This window comes from Diaphorobacter sp. (assembly GCF_050251835.1).
Classification (GTDB): Bacteria; Pseudomonadota; Gammaproteobacteria; order Burkholderiales; family Burkholderiaceae_C; genus JBFXIE01.
The window spans coordinates 24,413-43,853 of record NZ_JBFWLZ010000013.1; the positions used below are offsets into that span (position 1 = coordinate 24,413).

Annotated in this window: 16 protein-coding genes, 1 tRNA gene and 2 pseudogenes; 10 read left to right on the forward strand and 9 right to left on the reverse strand. The window is 64.0% G+C overall.

Annotated features, from left to right (window positions below; all coding sequences use genetic code 11):
• Positions 1 to 67: 67 nt before the first annotated feature.
• Positions 68 to 325 carry a YfhL family 4Fe-4S dicluster ferredoxin gene (locus tag AB7E35_RS06625; protein WP_428162753.1) on the forward strand — a complete coding sequence of 86 codons (258 nt, stop codon included), beginning with the start codon at positions 68 to 70 and terminating at the stop codon, positions 323 to 325.
• A 76-nt stretch (positions 326 to 401) separates the two neighbouring features.
• On the opposite strand, the gene pth is transcribed toward AB7E35_RS06625, so the two are convergent.
• The 7 genes from pth to AB7E35_RS06660 form a co-directional block, all read right to left on the reverse strand.
• A complete protein-coding gene (gene pth, locus AB7E35_RS06630; protein ID WP_428162754.1) occupies positions 402 to 1,037 on the reverse strand; it encodes an aminoacyl-tRNA hydrolase in 636 nt (211 codons plus the stop codon).
• Between the two features lie 137 nt (positions 1,038 to 1,174).
• Positions 1,175 to 1,798: a 50S ribosomal protein L25/general stress protein Ctc gene (locus tag AB7E35_RS06635; RefSeq protein ID WP_428167267.1), complete on the reverse strand. Its 624-nt coding sequence runs from the start codon at positions 1,796 to 1,798 to the stop codon at positions 1,175 to 1,177.
• Positions 1,799 to 1,954: 156 nt separating this feature from the next.
• On the reverse strand, positions 1,955 to 2,920 hold the full coding sequence (locus AB7E35_RS06640; RefSeq protein WP_428162756.1) for a ribose-phosphate pyrophosphokinase: 966 nt from the start codon (positions 2,918 to 2,920) through the stop codon (positions 1,955 to 1,957).
• A gap of 47 nt (positions 2,921 to 2,967) precedes the next feature.
• Positions 2,968 to 3,044 (reverse strand) — tRNA-Gln (locus tag AB7E35_RS06645).
• A 39-nt stretch (positions 3,045 to 3,083) separates the two neighbouring features.
• Positions 3,084 to 3,935, reverse strand: coding sequence for a 4-(cytidine 5'-diphospho)-2-C-methyl-D-erythritol kinase (ispE, locus tag AB7E35_RS06650; protein ID WP_428167268.1), 852 nt, complete (start codon positions 3,933 to 3,935; stop codon positions 3,084 to 3,086).
• Between the two features lie 2 nt (positions 3,936 to 3,937).
• The gene (locus AB7E35_RS06655) at positions 3,938 to 4,447 is read right to left on the reverse strand and encodes a lipoprotein insertase outer membrane protein LolB (protein WP_428162757.1); all 510 of its coding nucleotides are present in this window, start codon (positions 4,445 to 4,447) and stop codon (positions 3,938 to 3,940) included.
• Complete coding sequence (locus tag AB7E35_RS06660; protein ID WP_428167269.1) at positions 4,447 to 6,255, reverse strand: tetratricopeptide repeat protein; 1,809 nt, start codon at positions 6,253 to 6,255, stop codon at positions 4,447 to 4,449. The genes AB7E35_RS06655 and AB7E35_RS06660 overlap by 1 nt, the downstream gene beginning before the upstream one ends.
• A gap of 29 nt (positions 6,256 to 6,284) precedes the next feature.
• Between AB7E35_RS06660 and mutM the strand changes: the two genes are divergently transcribed.
• The 3 genes from mutM (at position 6,285) to mutY (ending at position 10,225) form a co-directional block, all read left to right on the forward strand.
• Positions 6,285 to 7,100 (forward strand): bifunctional DNA-formamidopyrimidine glycosylase/DNA-(apurinic or apyrimidinic site) lyase, encoded by an 816-nt coding sequence (mutM, locus tag AB7E35_RS06665; protein WP_428162759.1) that lies wholly within the window; start codon positions 6,285 to 6,287, stop codon positions 7,098 to 7,100.
• 93 nt (positions 7,101 to 7,193) lie between these two features.
• Complete coding sequence (locus tag AB7E35_RS06670; RefSeq protein ID WP_428162760.1) at positions 7,194 to 9,179, forward strand: dynamin family protein; 1,986 nt, start codon at positions 7,194 to 7,196, stop codon at positions 9,177 to 9,179.
• On the forward strand, positions 9,176 to 10,225 hold the full coding sequence (mutY, locus tag AB7E35_RS06675; RefSeq protein WP_428167270.1) for an A/G-specific adenine glycosylase: 1,050 nt from the start codon (positions 9,176 to 9,178) through the stop codon (positions 10,223 to 10,225). Before AB7E35_RS06670 ends, mutY begins: the two co-directional genes overlap by 4 nt.
• Positions 10,226 to 10,273: 48 nt before the next feature.
• Here mutY and AB7E35_RS06680 read toward each other — a convergent pair whose 3' ends face one another.
• Positions 10,274 to 11,236 (reverse strand): inositol monophosphatase family protein, encoded by a 963-nt coding sequence (locus AB7E35_RS06680; protein ID WP_428162762.1) that lies wholly within the window; start codon positions 11,234 to 11,236, stop codon positions 10,274 to 10,276.
• A 169-nt stretch (positions 11,237 to 11,405) separates the two neighbouring features.
• Between AB7E35_RS06680 and AB7E35_RS06685 the strand changes: the two genes are divergently transcribed.
• Complete coding sequence (locus tag AB7E35_RS06685) at positions 11,406 to 12,188, forward strand: RNA methyltransferase (protein ID WP_428162763.1); 783 nt, start codon at positions 11,406 to 11,408, stop codon at positions 12,186 to 12,188.
• A 34-nt stretch (positions 12,189 to 12,222) separates the two neighbouring features.
• Positions 12,223 to 13,020 (forward strand): serine O-acetyltransferase, encoded by a 798-nt coding sequence (cysE, locus tag AB7E35_RS06690; RefSeq protein ID WP_428162764.1) that lies wholly within the window; start codon positions 12,223 to 12,225, stop codon positions 13,018 to 13,020.
• A 328-nt stretch (positions 13,021 to 13,348) separates the two neighbouring features.
• Here the strand turns inward: cysE and AB7E35_RS06695 are convergent, their stop codons facing one another.
• Positions 13,349 to 13,855, reverse strand: a complete 507-nt coding sequence (locus tag AB7E35_RS06695; protein WP_428162765.1) for a DUF4124 domain-containing protein — start codon at positions 13,853 to 13,855, stop codon at positions 13,349 to 13,351.
• Between the two features lie 64 nt (positions 13,856 to 13,919).
• On the opposite strand from AB7E35_RS06695, the gene guaB reads away from it, so the two are divergent.
• The 4 genes and pseudogenes from guaB to AB7E35_RS06715 all read left to right on the forward strand — a co-directional run.
• Entirely contained in the window at positions 13,920 to 15,395 is a 1,476-nt protein-coding gene (gene guaB, locus AB7E35_RS06700) for an IMP dehydrogenase (RefSeq protein WP_428162766.1), read from the forward strand.
• A 106-nt stretch (positions 15,396 to 15,501) separates the two neighbouring features.
• Positions 15,502 to 17,145, forward strand: a complete 1,644-nt coding sequence (gene guaA, locus AB7E35_RS06705) for a glutamine-hydrolyzing GMP synthase (RefSeq protein ID WP_428162767.1) — start codon at positions 15,502 to 15,504, stop codon at positions 17,143 to 17,145.
• A gap of 84 nt (positions 17,146 to 17,229) precedes the next feature.
• A pseudogene (locus tag AB7E35_RS06710) lies at positions 17,230 to 18,244 on the forward strand (IS3 family transposase); the annotation flags it as partial.
• A gap of 411 nt (positions 18,245 to 18,655) precedes the next feature.
• A pseudogene (locus AB7E35_RS06715) lies at positions 18,656 to 19,441 on the forward strand (hypothetical protein); the annotation flags it as partial.

The window sequence follows — 19,441 nt, forward strand, 5'->3', positions numbered from 1 at the left end:
ATCCGCACATGCTGTTTACCACCCGCCAGTCACCGCACCGCGCAACAGGCTGCACAGGGAGCGCGCCATGGCTTTGATGATCACCGACGAGTGCATCAACTGCGACGTGTGCGAGCCCGAATGTCCCAACCACGCCATCTTTCTGGGCGAAGACCATTACGAGATCGAGCCAGCCAAGTGCACCGAATGCGTGGGCCACTTCGACGAACCCCAGTGCGTGGCCATATGCCCCGTTGCCTGCATCCCGGTCAACCCAGCCCATCAGGAAAGCCGCGAAACCCTGTGGCAGAAGTTCCAGCGCCTGCAGGCGGCATCGTCGGTTTGATGCTGGGGTTTTGTTTATGGGCGTTTTTGGCCTCCAGCGCTTATAGGAAAAGCGCGATCAGCTATCAAAAATATAGTTAACTCTTGCCCTCTTGTGGCGCTGCCTGAGCCGGGGCGGGACGGGGCGGCTTGGGGCGCGGCGGTTTGGTGGTGTGCACCAGCAGCGTGGCCTTGTCCATGTCGCCGGCCAGCAGAGCGGGGTAGGCCTTGAGGGAGTGCAGGATGCTGTCTTCGATCAGTGTGCGCTGGTCAGGCGCGGGTTTTTTCAGTACCCAGTTCGCCACTTCCGCCTTGACGCCAGGATGCCCGATACCGATGCGTAGCCGCCAATAGTCGCTGCTGCCCAATTGCGCGTGAATGTCGCGCAGTCCGTTGTGACCCGCGTGGCTGCCGCCCAGTTTGAGTTTGACCTGGCCGGGCGCGATGTCCAGTTCGTCGTGCGCCACCAGGATTTCTTCGGGCTGAATCTTGAAAAAGCGCGCAAGTGCGGCCACCGATTTGCCCGAAAGATTCATGAAGGTCTGCGGCTGCAGCAGCCAGACGCTGTGACCGGCGACGCTGGTGCGGGCGACCAGGCCGTGGTAGGCGCGCTCGGGCACCGGCATGACCTTGAGTTCGCGCGCCAGCGCGTCAATCCACCAAAAGCCCGCGTTGTGGCGCGTAGCCGCGTAATCCGGGCCGGGATTGCCCAGGCCCACAAACAGTTTGATCATGGTCGCGATTATCCGGTGCCCTTGGCTGGGCGTGGCTCAAGCCGCGCGGGCGGCAAAAACGCCAACGGCCCACGCGAGGTGGGCCGTTGAGATTTGCAAAGCCGCCCCCGATCAGGACGGCTGTCTGGCAGAAGTGTTTACTTCTTGCCCTTCTTGGCGGGCGCAGGGGCGGGCGCAGCTGCGGACGCGTCGGCCACCACCTCGGGCAGCTTGATCGAAACCAGGGCGGGGTTCTTGTTGGAGCCGCGCACCACGGCCTTCACGCCGTGAGGCAATTTGATCGACTGCAGACCCAGGGAAGACTTGGATGTCAGGCCGCTCAGATCCACCTTGATGAATTCAGGCAGCTGGGCGGGCATGCACATCACGTCCAGTTCGTGAACCAGCGTGGTCACGGTGCAGCCTTCGACCTTCACGGCCTGCGAGCCTTCGAGGCCTTCGTAGTGCAGTGGCACCTTCAGGTGCACGCGGGTCTTGTCGTCCACGCGCTGGAAGTCCACATGCAGCACTTGCTGCTTGAAGGGGTGGTACTGCACGTCGCGCAGCAGCACCTTGGTGACCTGGCCGTTCAGTTCCATGTCCAGGATGCTGGAGTGGAAGACTTCCTTCTTGAGAGCGTGCCACAGGGCGTTGTGGTCGATCTCGATCATCTGGGGTTCGGCGGAACCACCATAGACGATGCCGGGGGCCTTGCCCGAAATGCGCAGACGGCGGCTCGCACCCGTACCTTGCTTGGCGCGCTCAAAAGCGACGAATTGCATGTTGTAACTCCTGATGGGGCCGGCCGCGACCAGCCTGGCCCTGTTGATAAAGACCGCATGCCACCATGGCACGGGCCTGTTCTAGCTGTCTCCGAACGTTCAAGCCTCCCGGGGGAGGCTTGATATTTCTGACACTACCGCCAGCGGCGGCAAGACTCAGGCGGGGTCGGAGAACAGACTCATCACCGACTCTCCCTTGGCAATGCGCTGGATCGTTTCGGCGATCAGCGGCGCCACGGAGAGCTGGCGAATCTTGGAGCATCCCTTGGCGATGTCGCTCAGCGGGATGGTGTTGGTCACCACCACTTCGTCGAGCGCTGAGCCCTTGGCAATGCGCTCGATGGCGGGACCAGAGAAGATCGGGTGCGTGCAATAGGCATACACATTCTTGGCGCCGCGCTCCTTGAGCACCTCAGCCGCCTTCACCAGGGTGCCTGCGGTGTCGATCATGTCGTCCATGATCACGCAGTTGCGCCCATCGATGTCGCCGATGACGTGCATCACTTCGGACACGTTGGCCTTGGGGCGGCGCTTGTCAATGATCGCCAGGTCGGTACCGAGCTGCTTGGCCAGCGCGCGAGCGCGCACTACGCCACCCACGTCGGGGCTGACGACGATCAGGTTGTCGTACTTTTTCTGATTCAGGTCGCCCAGCAGCACCGGCGAAGCGTAGATGTTGTCAACGGGAATATCGAAAAAGCCCTGAATCTGGTCGGCGTGCAGATCCATGGTCAGCACGCGGGCCACGCCAACGGCCTGCAGCATGTTGGCCACCACCTTGGCCGAGATCGGCACGCGCGTGGATCGCGGGCGGCGATCCTGGCGGGCATAACCGAAATAGGGGATCACAGCGCTGATGCGTTCTGCCGAGGCGCGCTTGAGCGCATCGACCATGATCAGCAGTTCCATGAGGTTTTCGTTGGTGGGAGCGCAAGTGGATTGCACCACAAACACATCACGGGCGCGCACGTTTTGCTTGATCTCGACGGTGACTTCTCCGTCAGAAAATCGGCCCACGTCAATGGCGCCAAGGTTGGTGCCCAGATTGCTGGCGATGTCAGCAGCCAAGCCAGGGTTTGCATTGCCCGTGAAAACCACGAAGTCAGGGTGATTGGTTTGCATGAGCGACTCAGCCGTCTGAATTTGAATTCCGCATGGGAAATAAGGTTTGGCAGGGGAGGAAGGACTCGAACCCTCGCATGCCGGAATCAAAATCCGGTGCCTTTACCAACTTGGCGACTCCCCTACACAGGTCGGCCGCCGCAGAGCGACCAACCCCGTATTTCTAATCTGAAGCCCATTCCGCAAGCGGATGAAGCTGCAAATTCTCACATACTTTGACTTGCCATGCAGCAGGTGCATCGTGCAAATCAATCGCATGCGTGACTTGCGCAAACACTGCACTTCCAGAGCCTGTCATTCGACTTTTCAATCCTTTGGAGTCCAGCCAATTGATGGATTGACTTACTTCCGGATTTACCGTCATTGCGACTGGCTGCAGGTCATTGACCCCAAATTGGTAGTGCATTGCAGCGAAGTCCGAGATTGTAGCACTGACTGAATCGCGTTTGAGAAAAGAGTGCGAAAAAATTGTTTTCGTATCCAGTCCCGACCCAGGCTTGACCACCACGAAACTCGCAGGCGGTACCTGATGCTCCAATCCAAGAGGTTGGATTATGTCGCCAATTCCCTCTACCCAGGCGTTTGTGCGACATAAAAAAAACGGAACATCCGCACCCAGTCTCAGGGCGATGGATTGCAGGCGCGACCGGGGCAGTTGCAACTTCCAGAGCCGATTGAGTGCCAGCAGCGTGGTGGCTGCGTCGGATGACCCACCCCCCATTCCGGCCTGTGCAGGAATGCGTTTGTGAATGCCGATATGCGCGCCCAGCCGACAGCCGGTGGCAGCCTGCAGCGCCCGGGCAGCGCGCACGGTGAGGTCGTCTTCAGGCAGCGGGTGGGTGAGGTCCTCGCGGGTGATAGCGCCGTCCGGGCGCAGGCCGAAATGCAGTGTGTCGCACCAGTCGATCAGCATGAACACCGACTGCAGCAGGTGGTAGCCATCGCTGCGGCGGCCCGTGATGTGCAGGAACAGGTTCAACTTGGCTGGCGCGGGTACGTCGTACAGGTTTTGCATGCTCATGGACTCAAGACGACACGCAAGGTGGTCTGGGGTGCGGGCGTCTGGCGCATCGCGGTCAGGCGGCCCTGGCTGATGGCGCTCAGGTCTGCCTGCCAGCCCGCCGCTTGAACGGCTTCGCCCTTGAGCCAGCCGAACAGCGCAGCGATGGGAAGGTCGCTGCCGGTCAGCTCGAAAACCAGCGCCTGCAGTGATGTGGACTCCTTGCGATTTGCCCCGTGTTGCAGCTGCGCATGCCCTGGCGACCAGCCCAGTGTGGCGATGATGTTGCCCAGCGGGCTGAGCAGAGTCAATTCGCCGGTATCGGGATTGCCCTCGAGCTCAAAGCCTGCATTGAACGACTGGTGGGCTGCGTCTTCCACCTGCACGGCAAGCCGGCCGCTCCAGTGGTCTGTTTTGCCGGCAGGGGGGCGGGGGGGCTGGGCGCAAGCGCTGAGCAGACCGCCAGCCGTCATGGCCAGCAGCGTGCGCCGCCGCACGCAGGTGGCGCCCGCGAGCAAGCGTGCCATCAAGGCCGAACCCCCAGGCGCTTGAGCGTGTCCCTGAGCGTGGTGTTGTCTTTGTTGATGCGAAGACCTTCGCGCCAGATGGCCAGTGCGCGCTCGCGCTGCCCCATGGCCCACAGCACTTCACCCATGTGGGCGGCGATCTCTGCGTCAGGTAGCGTGTTGAAAGCGCCTTCCAGGATGTGCAGGGCTTTCTGGCGGTTGCCAAGGCGGAATTCAACCCAGCCCAGGCTGTCTGTGATGTAGGGGTCTTGCGGCGCGTATTCCAGCGCCTTGACGATAAGCGCCTTGGCCTCTCGCAGACGCACGCCTCGATCCGCCAGCGAAAACCCGAGCGCATTGAGCGCGTGGTGGTGATCCGGGTTGCGATGGAGAACCTCGCGCAGCAACCGTTCCATTTCGGCTGGGCGACCGGCTTTCTCGGCCATCATGGCCTGGTCGTAAAGCAGATCGTTGTTCTCGGGGGCCAGAGCCACAGCTTTGCTCTGGACTTCGTAGGCCAGCTGGTATTGGCCGACATCGCGCAGCAACTGCGCCTCTGCCTGCAGTTTGAGCCGCTCGTCATCAGGCCCCCGCAGAGGCACGGCGCGTATCAATGCGCGTGCCTCATCAAGTCGGCCCTGGCGCGCCAGCAGCGCGGCGCGGCGGCTTTGGGCTGACAGCAGTTCCGCCGCATCTTCGATGCGGGCCAGCCAGCTCTGTGCTTGCGCAAAGTCGCCGCGCTTTTCGGCAATTTGCGACTGCATCAGGTAGGCCTGCGTCAGCGCGCGGCGGCGTGGTTCGGTGGCGGGTTGCGATTGGAGCAACTGCGTGAAGCGCAGCAGGGCATCATGGGCTTGCTCCAGTCGGCCGACCTGCAGGTGCAGCGACGCCTGTAGCAGCCATGCTTCGGGGAAGTCGGGCTGATCGCTGGTGAGGGTGTCCAGCTGCGTCTGCGCATCGGACAAGCGCTGCGACTGTGCCAGCACGCGTGCGTAGGCCATGCGTACCTCGGGCAGTGGTTTGCGCGCAAGATAGCTCGCCAGCAGTGGCTCGGCCTGGGCAATGCGTGCGTCGAGCAATTGCAGTGCCAGCATGGCTGCGCCGTCGTCTGTGGGATCCAGCGCGATGGCTTGGCCTGCGGCTTCCAGCGCACGCGCCTTGTCGCCCGCTGAGAGGTGCATGCGCCCCAGGGTGACCCATGCGGCGGGGCCGACGGTAGGGTGGCCGAGATCAGACTGCAGCGCCTGATGCACCACCCGTGCGGCCAGTGCCTTGTCGCCCGCCTGCGCGTACAACTGGGGCAGCGCGCGGATCAGGGATATCTTGTCCCGGGCGGGCGCAAGCTTCAATTCCTGCTGCAGTGGTTCGGCGCTTTCCTCGATGCGGTTGATCGTCACCAGGATGCGCAGTAAATAGCGGTTGGCATCGCGTGACAGGGGCAAGGCCTGCTTCCAGGCGCGCGCGGCCATCAGGGCTGCGTCTGCAGAGCGTGACTGCAGTGCCATCTCGGTGGCACGGCGGTAAAGACGCGGGTCGGCGCTGCGCCTGGCTGCATCGAGCATCAGTGCGTAGCCGGTGCGCGGGTCGCCGTTGCGGGTGGCCATCTCGCCCAGCAGCAGTTCGTAGAACAACTCGGCATTGAGGTCGGCTCCGTCGCTGACATCGTCTTCGGACGTAACCGCTTCTTGCAGCGTGTCGCCGGCGGGCTCGGCAGAGGTTTGCTGCACCATGGTCTGGGCGTTGGCCGACCCCAGGCCGACCATGATTGCGCAGGCCAGTGATGCAGCGCCGAAACGTAAGAAATGCTCCATCGACCCATAATAATCCATGACCTTAGGACTATTTGACGAGTGCATGCATGCCTGAGTTGCCCGAGGTGGAGGTCACGCGACGCAGTTTTGCCGATGCGATTGCCGGAGCCACAATCCTTGCCCTGGCCTTGGGCAAGCCCTTGCGCTGGCCGTTGTGCGTGGCGCCCGCGTCTCTCGTGGGCCGGCAGGTGATGGCCGTGCGTCGGCGTGGCAAATATCTGCTCCTGGATCTGGACGAGGGGGTGCTGCTCATCCACCTTGGCATGTCCGGCAGCCTGCGGTTTGCCCCGGGCTTGCCTGATCGCGGCGCGCACGATCACTTTGACATGCACACGAGCCACGGCACGTTGCGGCTGCACGATCCGCGGCGTTTTGGCGCCGTGGTCTGGGCGGCTGGGGAGTCATCGCCGCAGGCGCTGAAGCTGCTGGGCGGGCTGGGGCTTGAGCCCCTGAGCGATGACTTTCAATTCGAGGCGTTCTACGCCGGTTTGCGTGCCAGCCGCATGTCCATCAAGCAGCTGTTGCTGGGCGGCAAGCTGGTTGTCGGCGTGGGCAACATCTATGCGTCCGAGGTCTTGTTTCTGGCGCGCATCCGGCCGACCGTGCGTGCCGCCACGATAGGTCCGCAGCGCGCAAAGCGGCTGCACGGCGCCATCCGCGAGGTTTTGGCGCGGGCCGTCGAGCGCGGCGGCAGCACGCTGCGTGATTTTTCCAGCGCTGACGGCAACGCAGGGCATTTTCAGCTCGAGGCCCATGTGTACGGACGCGAAGGCTTGCCTTGCAGGCGGTGCGACACGCCGGTGCGCCTGCTGCGCCAGGGGCAGCGCAGCACTTATTACTGTCCGAAGTGCCAGTGCTCTTAGCCCGATGCGCTGTCGAGAGGCGATGCTATATTGCACAACACAGACAACGGTGCATGCCGTGGCGGGCATTGCCCTTTGACATCCGGGAACAAAGTGGGATCCTCATTCAACGAACAGTTTGACCAGCATGGCGCATGGCGACGTGCCTTTGCTCAGCAGCTCAAGCGGCTCGGCCAGTGGATGGGCGCCCAGGATCTCATGGACGCCGCGGTACAAGAGCGACTGCAGCGGCTGGAGGAGCAGGTCCGAAGCGACAAGGTCACCGTGGCTTTCGTGGCCGAGTTTTCCCGCGGCAAGTCCGAGCTCATCAACGCCATTTTCTTTGCCGGATACGGCCGCCGCATCATGCCGGCAAGCGCGGGACGCACCACCATGTGCCCCACCGAGCTGGGGTATGAAAGCGGCACTGACCCCTGCCTGCGCCTGTTGCCCATAGATACACGCCTGCAATCGCCGGGCCTGGCCGAATGGCGGCTCAAGCCCGATCACTGGGTCAAGGTGGCGCTGGACATGGACGATCCGGCCCAGATGGCCGAGGCGCTGGAAAAAGTGTCCCAGGTGCGCCGCGTCACCGTGGACGAAGCGCGTTCGCTGGGCTTTTGGAATGACGAGGCGGACGATAACAATCCCATGCAGGACGCCAGGGGCATGGTCGAAGTGCCGATGTGGCGTCACGCCATCATCAACATTCCTCACCCTTTGCTCAGGCAGGGGCTGGTGATTCTGGATACCCCAGGTTTGAACGCCGTGGGCGCTGAGCCCGAGCTGACCATCAACCTGATTCCGCAGGCGCATGCGGTGGTCTTCATTCTGGGCGCAGACACCGGCGTGACGCGATCCGACCTGGCCATATGGCGCGACCATCTCGGCGAGTCTGAGGACGCGGTTGATGCGCGGCTGGTGGTGCTCAACAAGATCGACACGCTGTGGGACACACTGAATTCGCCTGCGCAGGTGCGGGCGCAGCTTGAGCGCCAGCGCCAGTCCGTGGCCGAAATGCTGGGCATGCCGCTCAGCCAGGTGGTTCCCGTATCCGCGCAGAAGGGCCTGGTGGCCAAGATCAACGGCGACGATGCACTGCTGGAATCCAGCGGCCTGCCTTTGCTCGAGGATGCGCTGGCGCGGGGCATCATGGGCCGGCGCCAGGCCATTTTGCTGGCCACGGTGTCCAGCGGCGTGGCCAGTCTGCGCAACGAAGTGCAGCGCGTGATTAACATTCGCCGCCGCGATCTGGATGACCAGATGCTGGAGCTGCGCAGTCTGCGCGGCAAAAACATGTCGGTGATCGAGTCCATGCGCACCCGCATTGAGCACGAGCAGCAGGAGTTTGAGGCCAGCACCGCCAGGATTCAGGCCGTGCGCGTGGTGCACTTGAAGATGCTGCGGGACGTTTTTCGCCAACTGGGCCCGCGTGCGCTCAAGGATCAACTGGCTGCGCTGACCGATGCGCTGCAGACCAGGGGGCTCAAACTGGGGGTGCGCAAGGTGTACGACGAGACGTTTGCCCAGGTGCGCGCTGTCCTGGAGAACGCGCAGACTTCCGGCATCGAAATCCAGGCCATGCTGGGCGGTACTTTTCGCCAGCTTAATGCCGAGTTCGGTTTCTCACTGCAAGTGCCGCCAGCGCCACAGCTTGGCGCGCAGATTCAAGAAATCAAACTCATCGAGCAACGCCACGCGCAATACGTGGGTGTGGGCAGCACGCTGCGTCTGGTGAGTCCGGAGTTCACGCAACGATTGCTGCGCGCACTGGGCCTGCGCCTGCGCACCGTGTTCGAGGCCGCGGCCAATGAGCTGGAGCTGTGGAGCAAGACGGCCACATCGCAGCTGGATTCGCAGCTGCGTGAGCGCAAGCGCAGCTTCTCGCGGCGACTGGAGGCGGTCAGCCGCATTCAGCAAGCAGCCAGCGGATTGGTCGAGCGCATTGCGGAGATCGAAGAGGCAGAGCGGCATCTGACTGAGCTCGAACGGCGTCTGGCCGAGTTCACGGCAAGCCTGGTGCAGCAGCCGCAAGAGGCCGACGCCGCCCTGGCGCACGACAACCCTGACACGCTGCCTTTCCCGCTGACAGCGGCATGACCGGCCGGCAGGAAACGATCGCGGCGCAGGTGGTGCGCTGGCAGGCCGAGCATGGCCGCAACCATCTGCCCTGGCAAAACACGCGCGACGCCTATCGGGTGTGGCTGTCCGAAATCATGCTCCAGCAGACCCAGGTAGCCACGGTGCTGGACTACTACCCGCGTTTTCTGGAGCAGTTTCCTGACGTGCATCGGCTGGCCGCCGCGCCGCAGGACGAGGTACTGGCGCTGTGGAGTGGGCTGGGCTACTACAGCCGCGCGCGCAACCTGCACCGCTGCGCCCAGATCGTGGTGCAGGCGCATGGCGGGCAGTTCCCACGCACGGTTCCCGAGCTGGCCGCGTTGCCGGGAATAGGCCGATCCACCGCGGGTGCGATTGCCGCCTTTTGTTTTGGCGTGCGTGCGCCCATTCTGGATGCCAACGTACGGCGTGTGCTCACCCGGGTGCTGGGCTTTGGCGCCGATCTGGCCGAGGCAAAAAACGAACGCGCTCTGTGGTTGAGCGCCGAAGCGCTGCTGCCCCACGATGATCTGCCCGTCGCCATGCCGCGCTACACCCAGGGCCTCATGGATCTGGGTGCCACCATCTGTCTGCCCCGCAATCCCGCTTGCATGCTGTGCCCGCTGCAGCAGGTGTGTGTGGCGCAGCGCGATGGCAATCCGCAAGGCTACCCGGTGCGCACGCGCAAACTCAAGCGCAGTGCGCAGGCCTGGTGGCTGCTGCTGCAGCGTGATGGCGACGGTCGCTTGTGGCTTGAGCGCCGCCCGCCAGCGGGCATTTGGGCTGGGTTGTACTGCCCGCCGGTTTATGCCGACCGTGACGCGCTGGAGGCCGCCATCAGCGCATCGGGCGCACCGGGCACAGATCTGCCGGCTTTCATCCATGTTCTGACGCATCGGGATCTGCATCTGCACCCGGTACTGGTGCGCGGCGCTGCGGCGCCCGCGCACTGCGCCGAGTCATCGCAGGCCGGCTGGTACACGCCGCAGCAATGGCAGACCATGGGCTTGCCCGCCCCTGTGCGCAAGCTGCTGGGATCGCTGTAGGCACGGGCCCAGCATCACCGCGCCATGGTTCGGTGGGCGCGCTGGTGTTCAGGGAGCGAAGGTGGGCCGGTTGTGCGGTTCGTCAGCCGCGCTGTCTGGGGGCGTGGTGGCGCTGTCGGCAGCATCCGCAGTGGCCTCGTCGCCTGCATCGGCCGGTGATGCGTCGGCCGTGGCCTGGCGCACGGCGGCCTTGTCGCCAGCGCTGGCAAACTTGCTGTACTTGCCCAGCAGGCTGACCATCTGGCCGTAGATGCGCGGCGTGCCGGCCAGGCATTCGCGCTGCTCCAGAAAATCGGATTCGCCCGTGAAGTTGCCCACCAGGCCGCCGGCTTCGGTGACCAGCAAACTACCCGCGGCCACGTCCCAGATCGACAGGCCGGACTCAAAGAAACCGTCGCAATAGCCCGCGGCCACGTAGGCCAGATCCAGCGCGGCGGCGCCGGGGCGGCGCAGGCCTGCGGTGCGCGGCATCAGTTCGGCCATCATGGCCATGTACTGCTTGAAGTTGTCACCGGGGCGGAACGGAAAGCCCGTGGAGATCAGACAGTCCTTGAGCTGGGTGCGTTTGCTCACGCGGATGCGCCGCTCGTTCAGGTAGGCGCCGCGGCCCTTGGTGGCGGTGAACAGGTCATTGCGCGAGGGGTCGAACACGACGGCCTGCTCGACCTTGCCGCGCACGGCCAGCGCGATGCTGACGGCATACACCGGAAAGCCGTGGATGAAGTTGGTGGTGCCGTCCAGCGGGTCGATGATCCAGACAAATTCGGAGTCTTTGGCGCCGTACTCACTGCCAGATTCCTCGGCCAGGATGCCGTGGCCGGGGTAGGCCGTCAGCAGCGTTTCGATGACGGCTTTTTCGCTGGCGTGATCGACCTCGGTCACAAAGTCGTTGATCTGCTTTTGCGATATGCGCACGGCCTCCACATCGAGGGCCGCGCGGTTGATGATGGCGCCGGCGGCGCGTGCGGCCTTGATGGCCACGTTGAGCATGGGGTGCAGATTGGACGACATGGATTGTGACGAAGGAGCTGAAGCGCCGGATGGCCGGTGAAAGCGCGGCCGGCGATGCGGGCGCAAAGCGCGTATTTTACCCATCCCCCTTCAAGGGTGCTCGCGGCCCGCTGGTGCCGTTGTCGGCAGCGGCGACAATCGTTGGCTTGTCTCCAGTGAACTCTGCGCCATGAAAACCCGCTTCATCCTGATCCAAACCAGCCACGCCGGCAACGTGGGTGCCGCCGCTCGCGCAATGAAGACCATGGGTTTTGACGACCTGGTGCTGGTCGCCCCGCGCTGGCCCAACGTGCTGCGGCGCGAGGAAACCATCCAGCGCGCCAGCGGTGCCCTGGACGTGCTGGAGCGCGCCCGCATCGTCGCCACGCTGGATGAGGCGCTGGATGGCATCAGTCACCTGTGCGCCACCGCCATGACGCCGCGCGACTTCGGCCCGCCGACGCGCATGCCGCGCCAGCATTTTGAAATGCTATTAAATAAAGAGCTGCAAGCGCTTGATTTAAAAGGGCTGGAATCCAATTTGACTCAAAAGCCATTGCCAGAGTCCGGCGTGGCCTTCCTGTTTGGCTGCGAGCGCTTTGGCATGGCCAACGAGGATGTGTACCGCTGCCATGTGGCGCTGAGCATTCCCACCAATCCGCAATTTGGCTCGCTCAACCTGGGGGCTGCGGTGCAGGTGATTGCCTATGAGTGGCGACAGGCGCTGGGTGGGTTCGCCGTGCCGCAATCGGCCCCGCAAGGCGAGCGCGCCGACGCCGCGCAGATGGCGGGCATGCTCGCACACTGGGAGCAGGCGCTGGCAGCCGTCGGCTTTCTGGACCCGGCCGCGCCCAAGAAGCTCATGCCGCGCCTCAATCAGCTTTTCAACCGCGCCCAACTCACGCACGAGGAAATCCACATCCTGCGCGGTGTCGCCAAAGCCATGATCGAAGCGTCACAGTCAAGTCGTTAGACTGCCGCGACCATAAGCTCATTCGCCTGAATTCATGTTTGCTACCCGCCTGCGATCCGACATCCAGTGCATTCTTGACCGCGACCCGGCTGCACGCAGCACCTGGGAGGTGATCACCTGTTACCCGGGGCTGCACGCCATTTGGCTGCACCGGCCCGCGCACTGGTGCTGGACGCGCGGTTTCAAGTGGCTGGGTCGGTTCATCTCGCATTGCGCGCGCTGGCTGACGGGCATCGAGATTCATCCCGGCGCAAAAATAGGTGAACGCGTGTTTTTTGACCATGGCATGGGCATCGTGATTGGCGAGACGGCCGAGGTGGGCAACGGCTGCACCATCTACCACGGCGTCACGCTGGGCGGCACTTCGCTGTACAAGGGTGTCAAGCGCCATCCGACGCTGGGCGAGAACGTGGTGGTGAGCGCGGGCGCCAAGGTGCTGGGCGGCTTCGAGGTGGGTGACGGAGCGAAAATCGGCAGCAATGCCGTGGTCATCAAGCCCGTGCCCGCAGGGGCAACGGCCGTGGGCATTCCGGCGCGCATCATTCCCTCGAGGGACGGGCACAGCGCCGATGTAACCGAGCCGCACAAGCCGGATGAACCGGCCACATTCAGCGCCTATGGCGTGACGCCTCAGCAAGACGACCCGCTCACCCAGGCTATGCGCGGCCTGATTGACTCTGCCGGCGCGCAGGAGCACCAGATCGCGCTGCTGTGGCAGGCCATCGAAAAGCTCTCGCAGTCGCTGCCGCAATCCGCCAGTTGTGTGCCCAGTGATGCCGCGCGCAGCGAGCATTTCGAAGCCGACAAGCTCAACGAGATCATCGGCAAATAGTCGTAGCGCACCGCCGCTGCGCATTGCCGCCCAGGGCGCCGGGCCGGTGGGTACATGCGCGCTCACCCCGGAGATGAGGGCCTGCGCTGCCATCAACGACCGGCTTTACGCGGCGCGCCAAAGGCAGTGGGTCAGGCCGCAGTGGAGTCAGCAGACGCAGGTTCCTGAGATCAGCGTCCCAAAGAAAAACACCCCGATATCGGATGTCACCGGGGTGCTGGCGGCCCATGCAGAGACAGCAGTGGGCGTTTCATTGCGCGGCCGATCCATGCGGGGGCATAACCACCGTTTGGCAAGCGGCGCGCCTGCCCCCGGGTTGCTGTGACGCTTATTTGCAGTCGGAGGCGATGGTGGCGTCCGCCCGACGTAGTTCTGCCTCGCGCGTGGCATCGTCCATGAAGCCACGCTCGCCCTTGGCGTTGGTGGTGGTCAGCAGTTGGCCAGAGGTCAACTGGGACTTGGCGCGCCGGGCGCGTTCACAGTTGTCTGCCCGCAGCCGGGCAATGCGTTCTTCCTCGGCTTTTTTCTTGGCGGCTTCGGCAGCTTCGGCCTTGGCCTTGTTTTCTTCCAGCTGTTTGTCTTTGCCAGCGGGGGGCGCGGGCCTGGGCGCTGCGGTGTCTGTCGCAGCCGAGGCCGGCGTGGTTGGCGCTGCGACAGGGCTAGGTGCCAAGGCAGGGCGGGGTTGCCTGAGAATGCTCTTTTCAGGGATGTCCTGAGGCGGAGGACGGTCGCTGAAAACCTTGCGGCCATCCTTGTCCAGCCACTGCCATTGAGCGGACACACCCATGGCCCAGGTGCAGGCCAGCGCCAGCAAAAGAAGCTTGTGCGGTTTCATGCGGGCGAGTGTAGCCGGGCCGGTTGCGCAGTGGCGGATACAATCATTTTTTTGGAGCTTTGACATGCGCCTTCTTGGAAAAGCGCTCACCTTCGACGATGTGTTGCTGGTGCCCGCGTACTCCCAGGTCCTGCCCAAGGACACTTCCCTCGTCACGCGTTTCACGCGCAGCATCACCCTGAACCTCCCGCTTGTGTCCGCCGCCATGGACACCGTTACCGAAGCGCGCCTGGCCATCGCCATCGCGCAGGAAGGGGGCATTGGCGTCATCCACAAGAACATGACGGCCGAGCAACAGGCGGCCGAGGTGTCCAAGGTCAAACGCCATGAGTCCGGCGTGGTGCTTGACCCCGTGGTCATCACGCCCGAGCACACCGTGCTGCAGGTGCTGGAGTTGTCCGAGAACCTGGGCATTTCAGGCTTTCCGGTGTGCGACGGCGGCAAGGTGGTCGGCATCGTCACCAGCCGCGACGTGCGCTTCGAGACGCGCTACGACGTCAAGGTGCGCGAGATCATGACCCCGCGCGAAAAGCTCATCACCGTCAACGAAAAAGACGGCACTACGCCCGCGCAGGCCAAGGCGCTGCTCAACCGCTACAAGCTCGAGCGCCTGCTGGTGGTCAACGACGCCTTTGAACTCAAGGGCCTGATCACCGTCAAGGACATCAACAAGCAGACCACCTTCCCCAATGCAGCGCGCGATGCGGCCGGCAGTCTGCGTGTGGCCGCCGCCGTGGGCGTGGGCGCAGGCACCGAAGAACGCGTGGCGCTGCTGGTCAAGGCCGGCGTGGATGCCATCGTGGTCGACACGGCCCACGGCCACAGCAAGGGCGTGATTGACCGCGTGCGCTGGGTCAAGCAGAACTACCCGCAAGTGGATGTGATCGGCGGCAACATCGCCACCGGCGCGGCCGCGCTAGCGCTGGTCGAGGCCGGTGCCGATGCGGTCAAGGTCGGCATCGGCCCCGGATCCATCTGCACCACGCGCATCGTGGCTGGCGTGGGCGTGCCGCAGATCATGGCCATCGACAGCGTGGCGACTGCGCTCAAGGGCACGGGCGTGCCTTTGATTGCCGACGGCGGTGTGCGTTTTTCGGGCGACATCGCCAAGGCGCTGGCTGCGGGCGCGTCCACCATCATGATGGGCGGCATGTTCGCGGGCACCGAAGAGGCGCCGGGCGAAGTCATCCTCTACCAGGGCCGCAGCTACAAGAGCTACCGCGGCATGGGCTCGATCGGCGCCATGCAGCAGGGCTCGGCCGACCGCTACTTCCAGGAAGCCACCACCGGCAACCCCAACGCTGACAAGCTGGTGCCCGAAGGCATTGAAGGCCGCGTGCCTTACAAGGGCTCGATGGTGTCCATCGTGTTCCAGATGGCGGGCGGCGTGCGTGCGGCCATGGGTTACTGCGGCTGCGCGACCATCGAAGAGATGAACGACAAGGCCGAGTTTGTGGAGATCACGGCCGCGGGCATCCGCGAGTCGCACGTGCACGACGTGCAGATCACCAAGGAAGCGCCCAACTACCGCGCCGACTGACGCAGCGACTTGAAGGTGTTAAAAAACGCCTTCAAGTCGCTAGTATTTTGATAGCTGCTAGCGCTTGTTTATCAGGGGCTAGGGCCGCATTTGACTGTAAGTCGCCATGCAACACCAGAAAATCCTCATCCTCGACTTCGGTTCGCAGGTCACCCAGCTTATCGCGCGCCGTGTGCGCGAGGCGCATGTCTATTGCGAAGTGCACCCCTGCGACGTGAGCAGCGACTGGGTGCGCCAGTTTGCCGCGGACGGTTTGCTTAAGGGCGTGATCCTGTCGGGCAGCCACGCCAGCGTTTATGAGGTTGAAGATCGCGCGCCGGACGCCGTGTTCGAGCTGGGCGTGCCCGTGCTGGGTATCTGCTACGGCATGCAGACTATGGCCGTGCAGCTGGGCGGCAACGTCGAGGGCTCGCACAGCCGCGAGTTTGGCTATGCCGAAGTGCGCGCCCACGGCCACACTGCGCTGCTCAAGGGCATCGAGGACTTCGCCACGCCTGAGGGCCACGGCATGTTGAAAGTGTGGATGAGCCACGGCGACAAGGTCACCGAGCTGCCCCCGGGCTTCAAGCTCATGGCCAGCACGCCGTCGTGCCCCATCGCCGGCATGGCCGACGAAGCGCGGCGCTTTTACGGCGTGCAGTTCCACCCCGAGGTCACGCACACGGTGCAGGGCGCGGCGCTGCTCAACCGTTTTGTGCGCGACATCTGCGGCGCGCGCCCCGACTGGGTGATGAAGGACCACATCGAAGAGGCCGTGCAGAAAATCCGCGAGCAGGTGGGCGATGAGGAAGTCATCCTGGGCCTGTCCGGCGGTGTCGATTCCAGCGTCGCCGCGGCGCTCATCCACCGCGCCATCGGCGACCAGCTCACCTGCGTGTTCGTCGATCACGGTCTGCTGCGCCTGAACGAGGGCGACATGGTCATGGACATGTTCGCCGGCAAGCTGCACGCTAAGGTGGTGCGGGTGGATGCGTCCGACCTGTTCCTGGGCGAACTGGCCGGCGTCAGTGAGCCCGAGCAAAAGCGCAAGATCATCGGGCGCCTGTTCGTGGACGTGTTCAAGGCCGAGGCCGCCAAGCTCAAGGCCGGCGATGTGAGCCACAAGGGCGAGGAAGGTGGTCGCACCGTCAAAGGCGCGACATTCCTGGCCCAGGGCACCATTTACCCCGACGTGATCGAGTCCGGCGGCGCCAAGAGCAAGAAGGCTGTCACCATCAAGAGCCACCACAACGTGGGCGGCCTGCCCGAGCAGCTGGGCCTGAAGCTGCTGGAGCCCCTGCGCGACCTGTTCAAGGACGAAGTGCGCGAGCTGGGCGTGGCCCTGGGCCTGCCGCACGACATGGTGTACCGCCACCCCTTCCCCGGCCCGGGCCTGGGCGTGCGCATCCTGGGCGAGGTGAAAAAGGAATACGCCGACCTGCTGCGCCGCGCCGACGCCATCTTCATCGAAGAGCTGCGCAACTGGGTGGACGAGGCCACCGGCAAGACCTGGTACGACCTGACCAGCCAGGCGTTCACCGTCTTTTTGCCCGTCAAGAGCGTGGGCGTGATGGGCGATGGCCGCACCTACGACTATGTGGTGGCGCTGCGTGCCGTGCAGACCAGCGACTTCATGACCGCCGACTGGGCCGAGCTGCCTTACGGGCTGCTCAAGAAAGTGAGTGGGCGCATCATCAATGAGGTGCGCGGCATCAATCGTGTGACCTACGACGTGTCCAGTAAACCGCCAGCAACCATCGAGTGGGAGTGAAATCAGGTCCTTCGGGGACTTGAGCTTGCCCCTGAAAAGCGGAGTTCTTGACCCTTGCTGAAGATGCCGACAAGGAGTTGAGAAATGAGAGACAGGCAGGTGCGTGCGCAGTACACGGGGGAGTTCAAGCTGGAGGCGGTTCGGCAGGTGCGCGCTGGCCAGGCGATTGCGGTGGTAGCCAAGGTGCTGGGCATTCCCAAGGCCAGTCTGGGCAACTGGGTGAGGTTGTCAGCCTAGGGGGAACTGGACGGCGCCGGCAGCGTCGACAACGCGGCCAAAGTCTCGCCCGAGCAGGTGGAAGTAGCGCGTTTACGAGCGGAAGTTGCCCGACCTCGCATGAAGCGCGCCATCGCAAAAAAACGTCCATCGTGGCGCTGCCCCGTCCCAGTGGCAAGAAACACGGGTATGCCTACACTGACGTGGCTGGACTGTGGCCGTCCGCTTTTTGGAGGCTTTCGTCCCCGTCAAAAAACGTGGCCCTTTGAGTGTTGCCTGCGCGGTGCTGCAGGTCAGCGCCAGCGGGTACTTCAACTGGCAGCGCCAGCCTCAGGAGGCTCGCGCGGGGTCGGCTGGGCGCCATAGTGACGAAGCATTGCTCGCGCACACGCGCGCCGTCCACGCCGAGGTCAAGGGCGAGTACGGCTGGCCACGCATGCACAAGGAACTGCTGGCCCGTGGCATGCGCGTCGGCAAGGAGCGCGTGCGTCGTCTGATGCACCAGCGCGGCATCAAGGCCAGGACGAAACGCAAGTTCGTGGTGACCACCGACAGCCGTCACAACCTGCCGGTGGCTCCCGACCTGGTGCGGCGGCGCTTCAATCCTGAATGCGGTCGTTGACCTGTTCAACCGTCAGTGGTGGGCTGGAGCCTGCAGCCGCACGTGCAGGCCAGTCTGGTCAAGGATGCGCAGGCCATGGCATGGTGGCGCCGCAGACCGCCGCCTGGGGTGATATTCCCCAGCGACAGGGGCAGCCAGTATTGCAGCCATGAGTTCCAGAGAGCCTTGAAGGACTGGGGCATGCGTTCATCGATGAGCAGGAAGTGCAACTGTTGGGATAACGCTCCAACGGAAAGCTTCTGGGGCCGTCTGAAAACTGCCGTTGATCCGCTGCAATGCAGCGCCGCCGCAGCGAAAAACATGATGCCGATGTGGCGCTCAGTGGAGGAATCTTCTGAGGTTTTTGCATAGCCTCGCGGCGTCTTGAACACACGAAAGAAAGCCATCCCCAAAGGCATCCCCAAAGGCATCCCGCAACAACCATCGCTCACTTGCCGCCCGGGCTGGTGAGTGCCTGCACAGCGTCTGTATCGCAGTCGCACCGGCAACCGCCTGGGCACTAACGCGGTCCAGGCGCGGGAATCCCCTCCACCGCCAGCCAGGGCTCCCAAACCACGGGAAAAATGGGTTTCGTCGTGTTTTCAAGGGAATCCGTTGTTTTCTTGATAGGGAAGTCCATACATGACCCGAACAGGCATCCTGCGCGAAACCTGCGCAGACGAAGGTAGCGCCTTGAGCGCGAAAAGAGGGAGGCAAAAGTTCTCATGCCGCAAGCCCGGCAGACAGGGCCTGACGGCGGCGTTGCTGCTGGCCGGCGCGGCGCTGCTTCACGCTGGCGCATGGGCCGCCGCTGCGCCCATCGACCTGTCGGGCACACTCTTCAACAAGCAATCGGGCGGGTTGGAGCACGGTGTGCAAAGCGTCGAATTCGTGCTCTACCCCGACGCTGGCGCGGGCGCGGTGGCCGTGTGGCGCGAAACCCTGCTGGTCGAGTTTGTCAATGGGCGCTTTCGCGTCACCCTCGGCCAAACCCCCGCCAACCCTCTGCCGGACACGTTCAGCCGCCGCCAGGCGGTGCTGGGCGTGCGCATCGGGCATGCCGAGGAACTCTCCCCGCGCCTGCCGCTGGTGCCCGCCTATGCCAGGGAGGCTGGCAACGTCACCGGTAGCATCGCCCCGCGCAGCATCAGCGTGACCCGGGCCGACGGCAGCGTCGTGCCGGTCATCGATGGCGCGGGGGCCTGGGTCGGCCCGGCAGGCCCCGGCGGCGCCACCGGCCCGGCAGGCCCGGCTGGCCCGGCTGGCCCGAAGGGGGACAGAGGCGATGCGGGCCCAGCAGGAGCCAAGGGCGACAAAGGTGATGCCGGTCCCGCCGGTGTGGCTGGCGCGCAAGGCCCTGCCGGTGCTGCTGGTCCCAAGGGGGACAAAGGTGATCCCGGCCCCGCTGGTGCCGCGGGCGCACAAGGCCCGGCAGGCCCGAAAGGAGACAAGGGCGACCCCGGCCCTACAGGGCCTGCT

Bases quoted from the DNA above. Each gene is read 5' to 3' on its own strand.
- AB7E35_RS06625 (WP_428162753.1), top strand. From the start codon at position 68: ATGGCTTTGATGATCACCGACGAGTGCATCAACTGCGACGTGTGCGAG.
- pth (WP_428162754.1), bottom strand. From the start codon at position 1,037: ATGATCAAACTGTTTGTGGGCCTGGGCAATCCCGGCCCGGATTACGCG.
- AB7E35_RS06635 (WP_428167267.1), bottom strand. From the start codon at position 1,798: ATGCAATTCGTCGCTTTTGAGCGCGCCAAGCAAGGTACGGGTGCGAGC.
- AB7E35_RS06640 (WP_428162756.1), bottom strand. From the start codon at position 2,920: ATGCAAACCAATCACCCTGACTTCGTGGTTTTCACGGGCAATGCAAAC.
- ispE (WP_428167268.1), bottom strand. From the start codon at position 3,935: ATGCAAAACCTGTACGACGTACCCGCGCCAGCCAAGTTGAACCTGTTC.
- AB7E35_RS06655 (WP_428162757.1), bottom strand. From the start codon at position 4,447: ATGGCACGCTTGCTCGCGGGCGCCACCTGCGTGCGGCGGCGCACGCTG.
- AB7E35_RS06660 (WP_428167269.1), bottom strand. From the start codon at position 6,255: ATGGATTATTATGGGTCGATGGAGCATTTCTTACGTTTCGGCGCTGCA.
- mutM (WP_428162759.1), top strand. From the start codon at position 6,285: ATGCCTGAGTTGCCCGAGGTGGAGGTCACGCGACGCAGTTTTGCCGAT.
- mutY (WP_428167270.1), top strand. From the start codon at position 9,176: ATGACCGGCCGGCAGGAAACGATCGCGGCGCAGGTGGTGCGCTGGCAG.
- AB7E35_RS06680 (WP_428162762.1), bottom strand. From the start codon at position 11,236: ATGTCGTCCAATCTGCACCCCATGCTCAACGTGGCCATCAAGGCCGCA.
- AB7E35_RS06685 (WP_428162763.1), top strand. From the start codon at position 11,406: ATGAAAACCCGCTTCATCCTGATCCAAACCAGCCACGCCGGCAACGTG.
- cysE (WP_428162764.1), top strand. From the start codon at position 12,223: ATGTTTGCTACCCGCCTGCGATCCGACATCCAGTGCATTCTTGACCGC.
- AB7E35_RS06695 (WP_428162765.1), bottom strand. From the start codon at position 13,855: ATGAAACCGCACAAGCTTCTTTTGCTGGCGCTGGCCTGCACCTGGGCC.
- guaB (WP_428162766.1), top strand. From the start codon at position 13,920: ATGCGCCTTCTTGGAAAAGCGCTCACCTTCGACGATGTGTTGCTGGTG.
- guaA (WP_428162767.1), top strand. From the start codon at position 15,502: ATGCAACACCAGAAAATCCTCATCCTCGACTTCGGTTCGCAGGTCACC.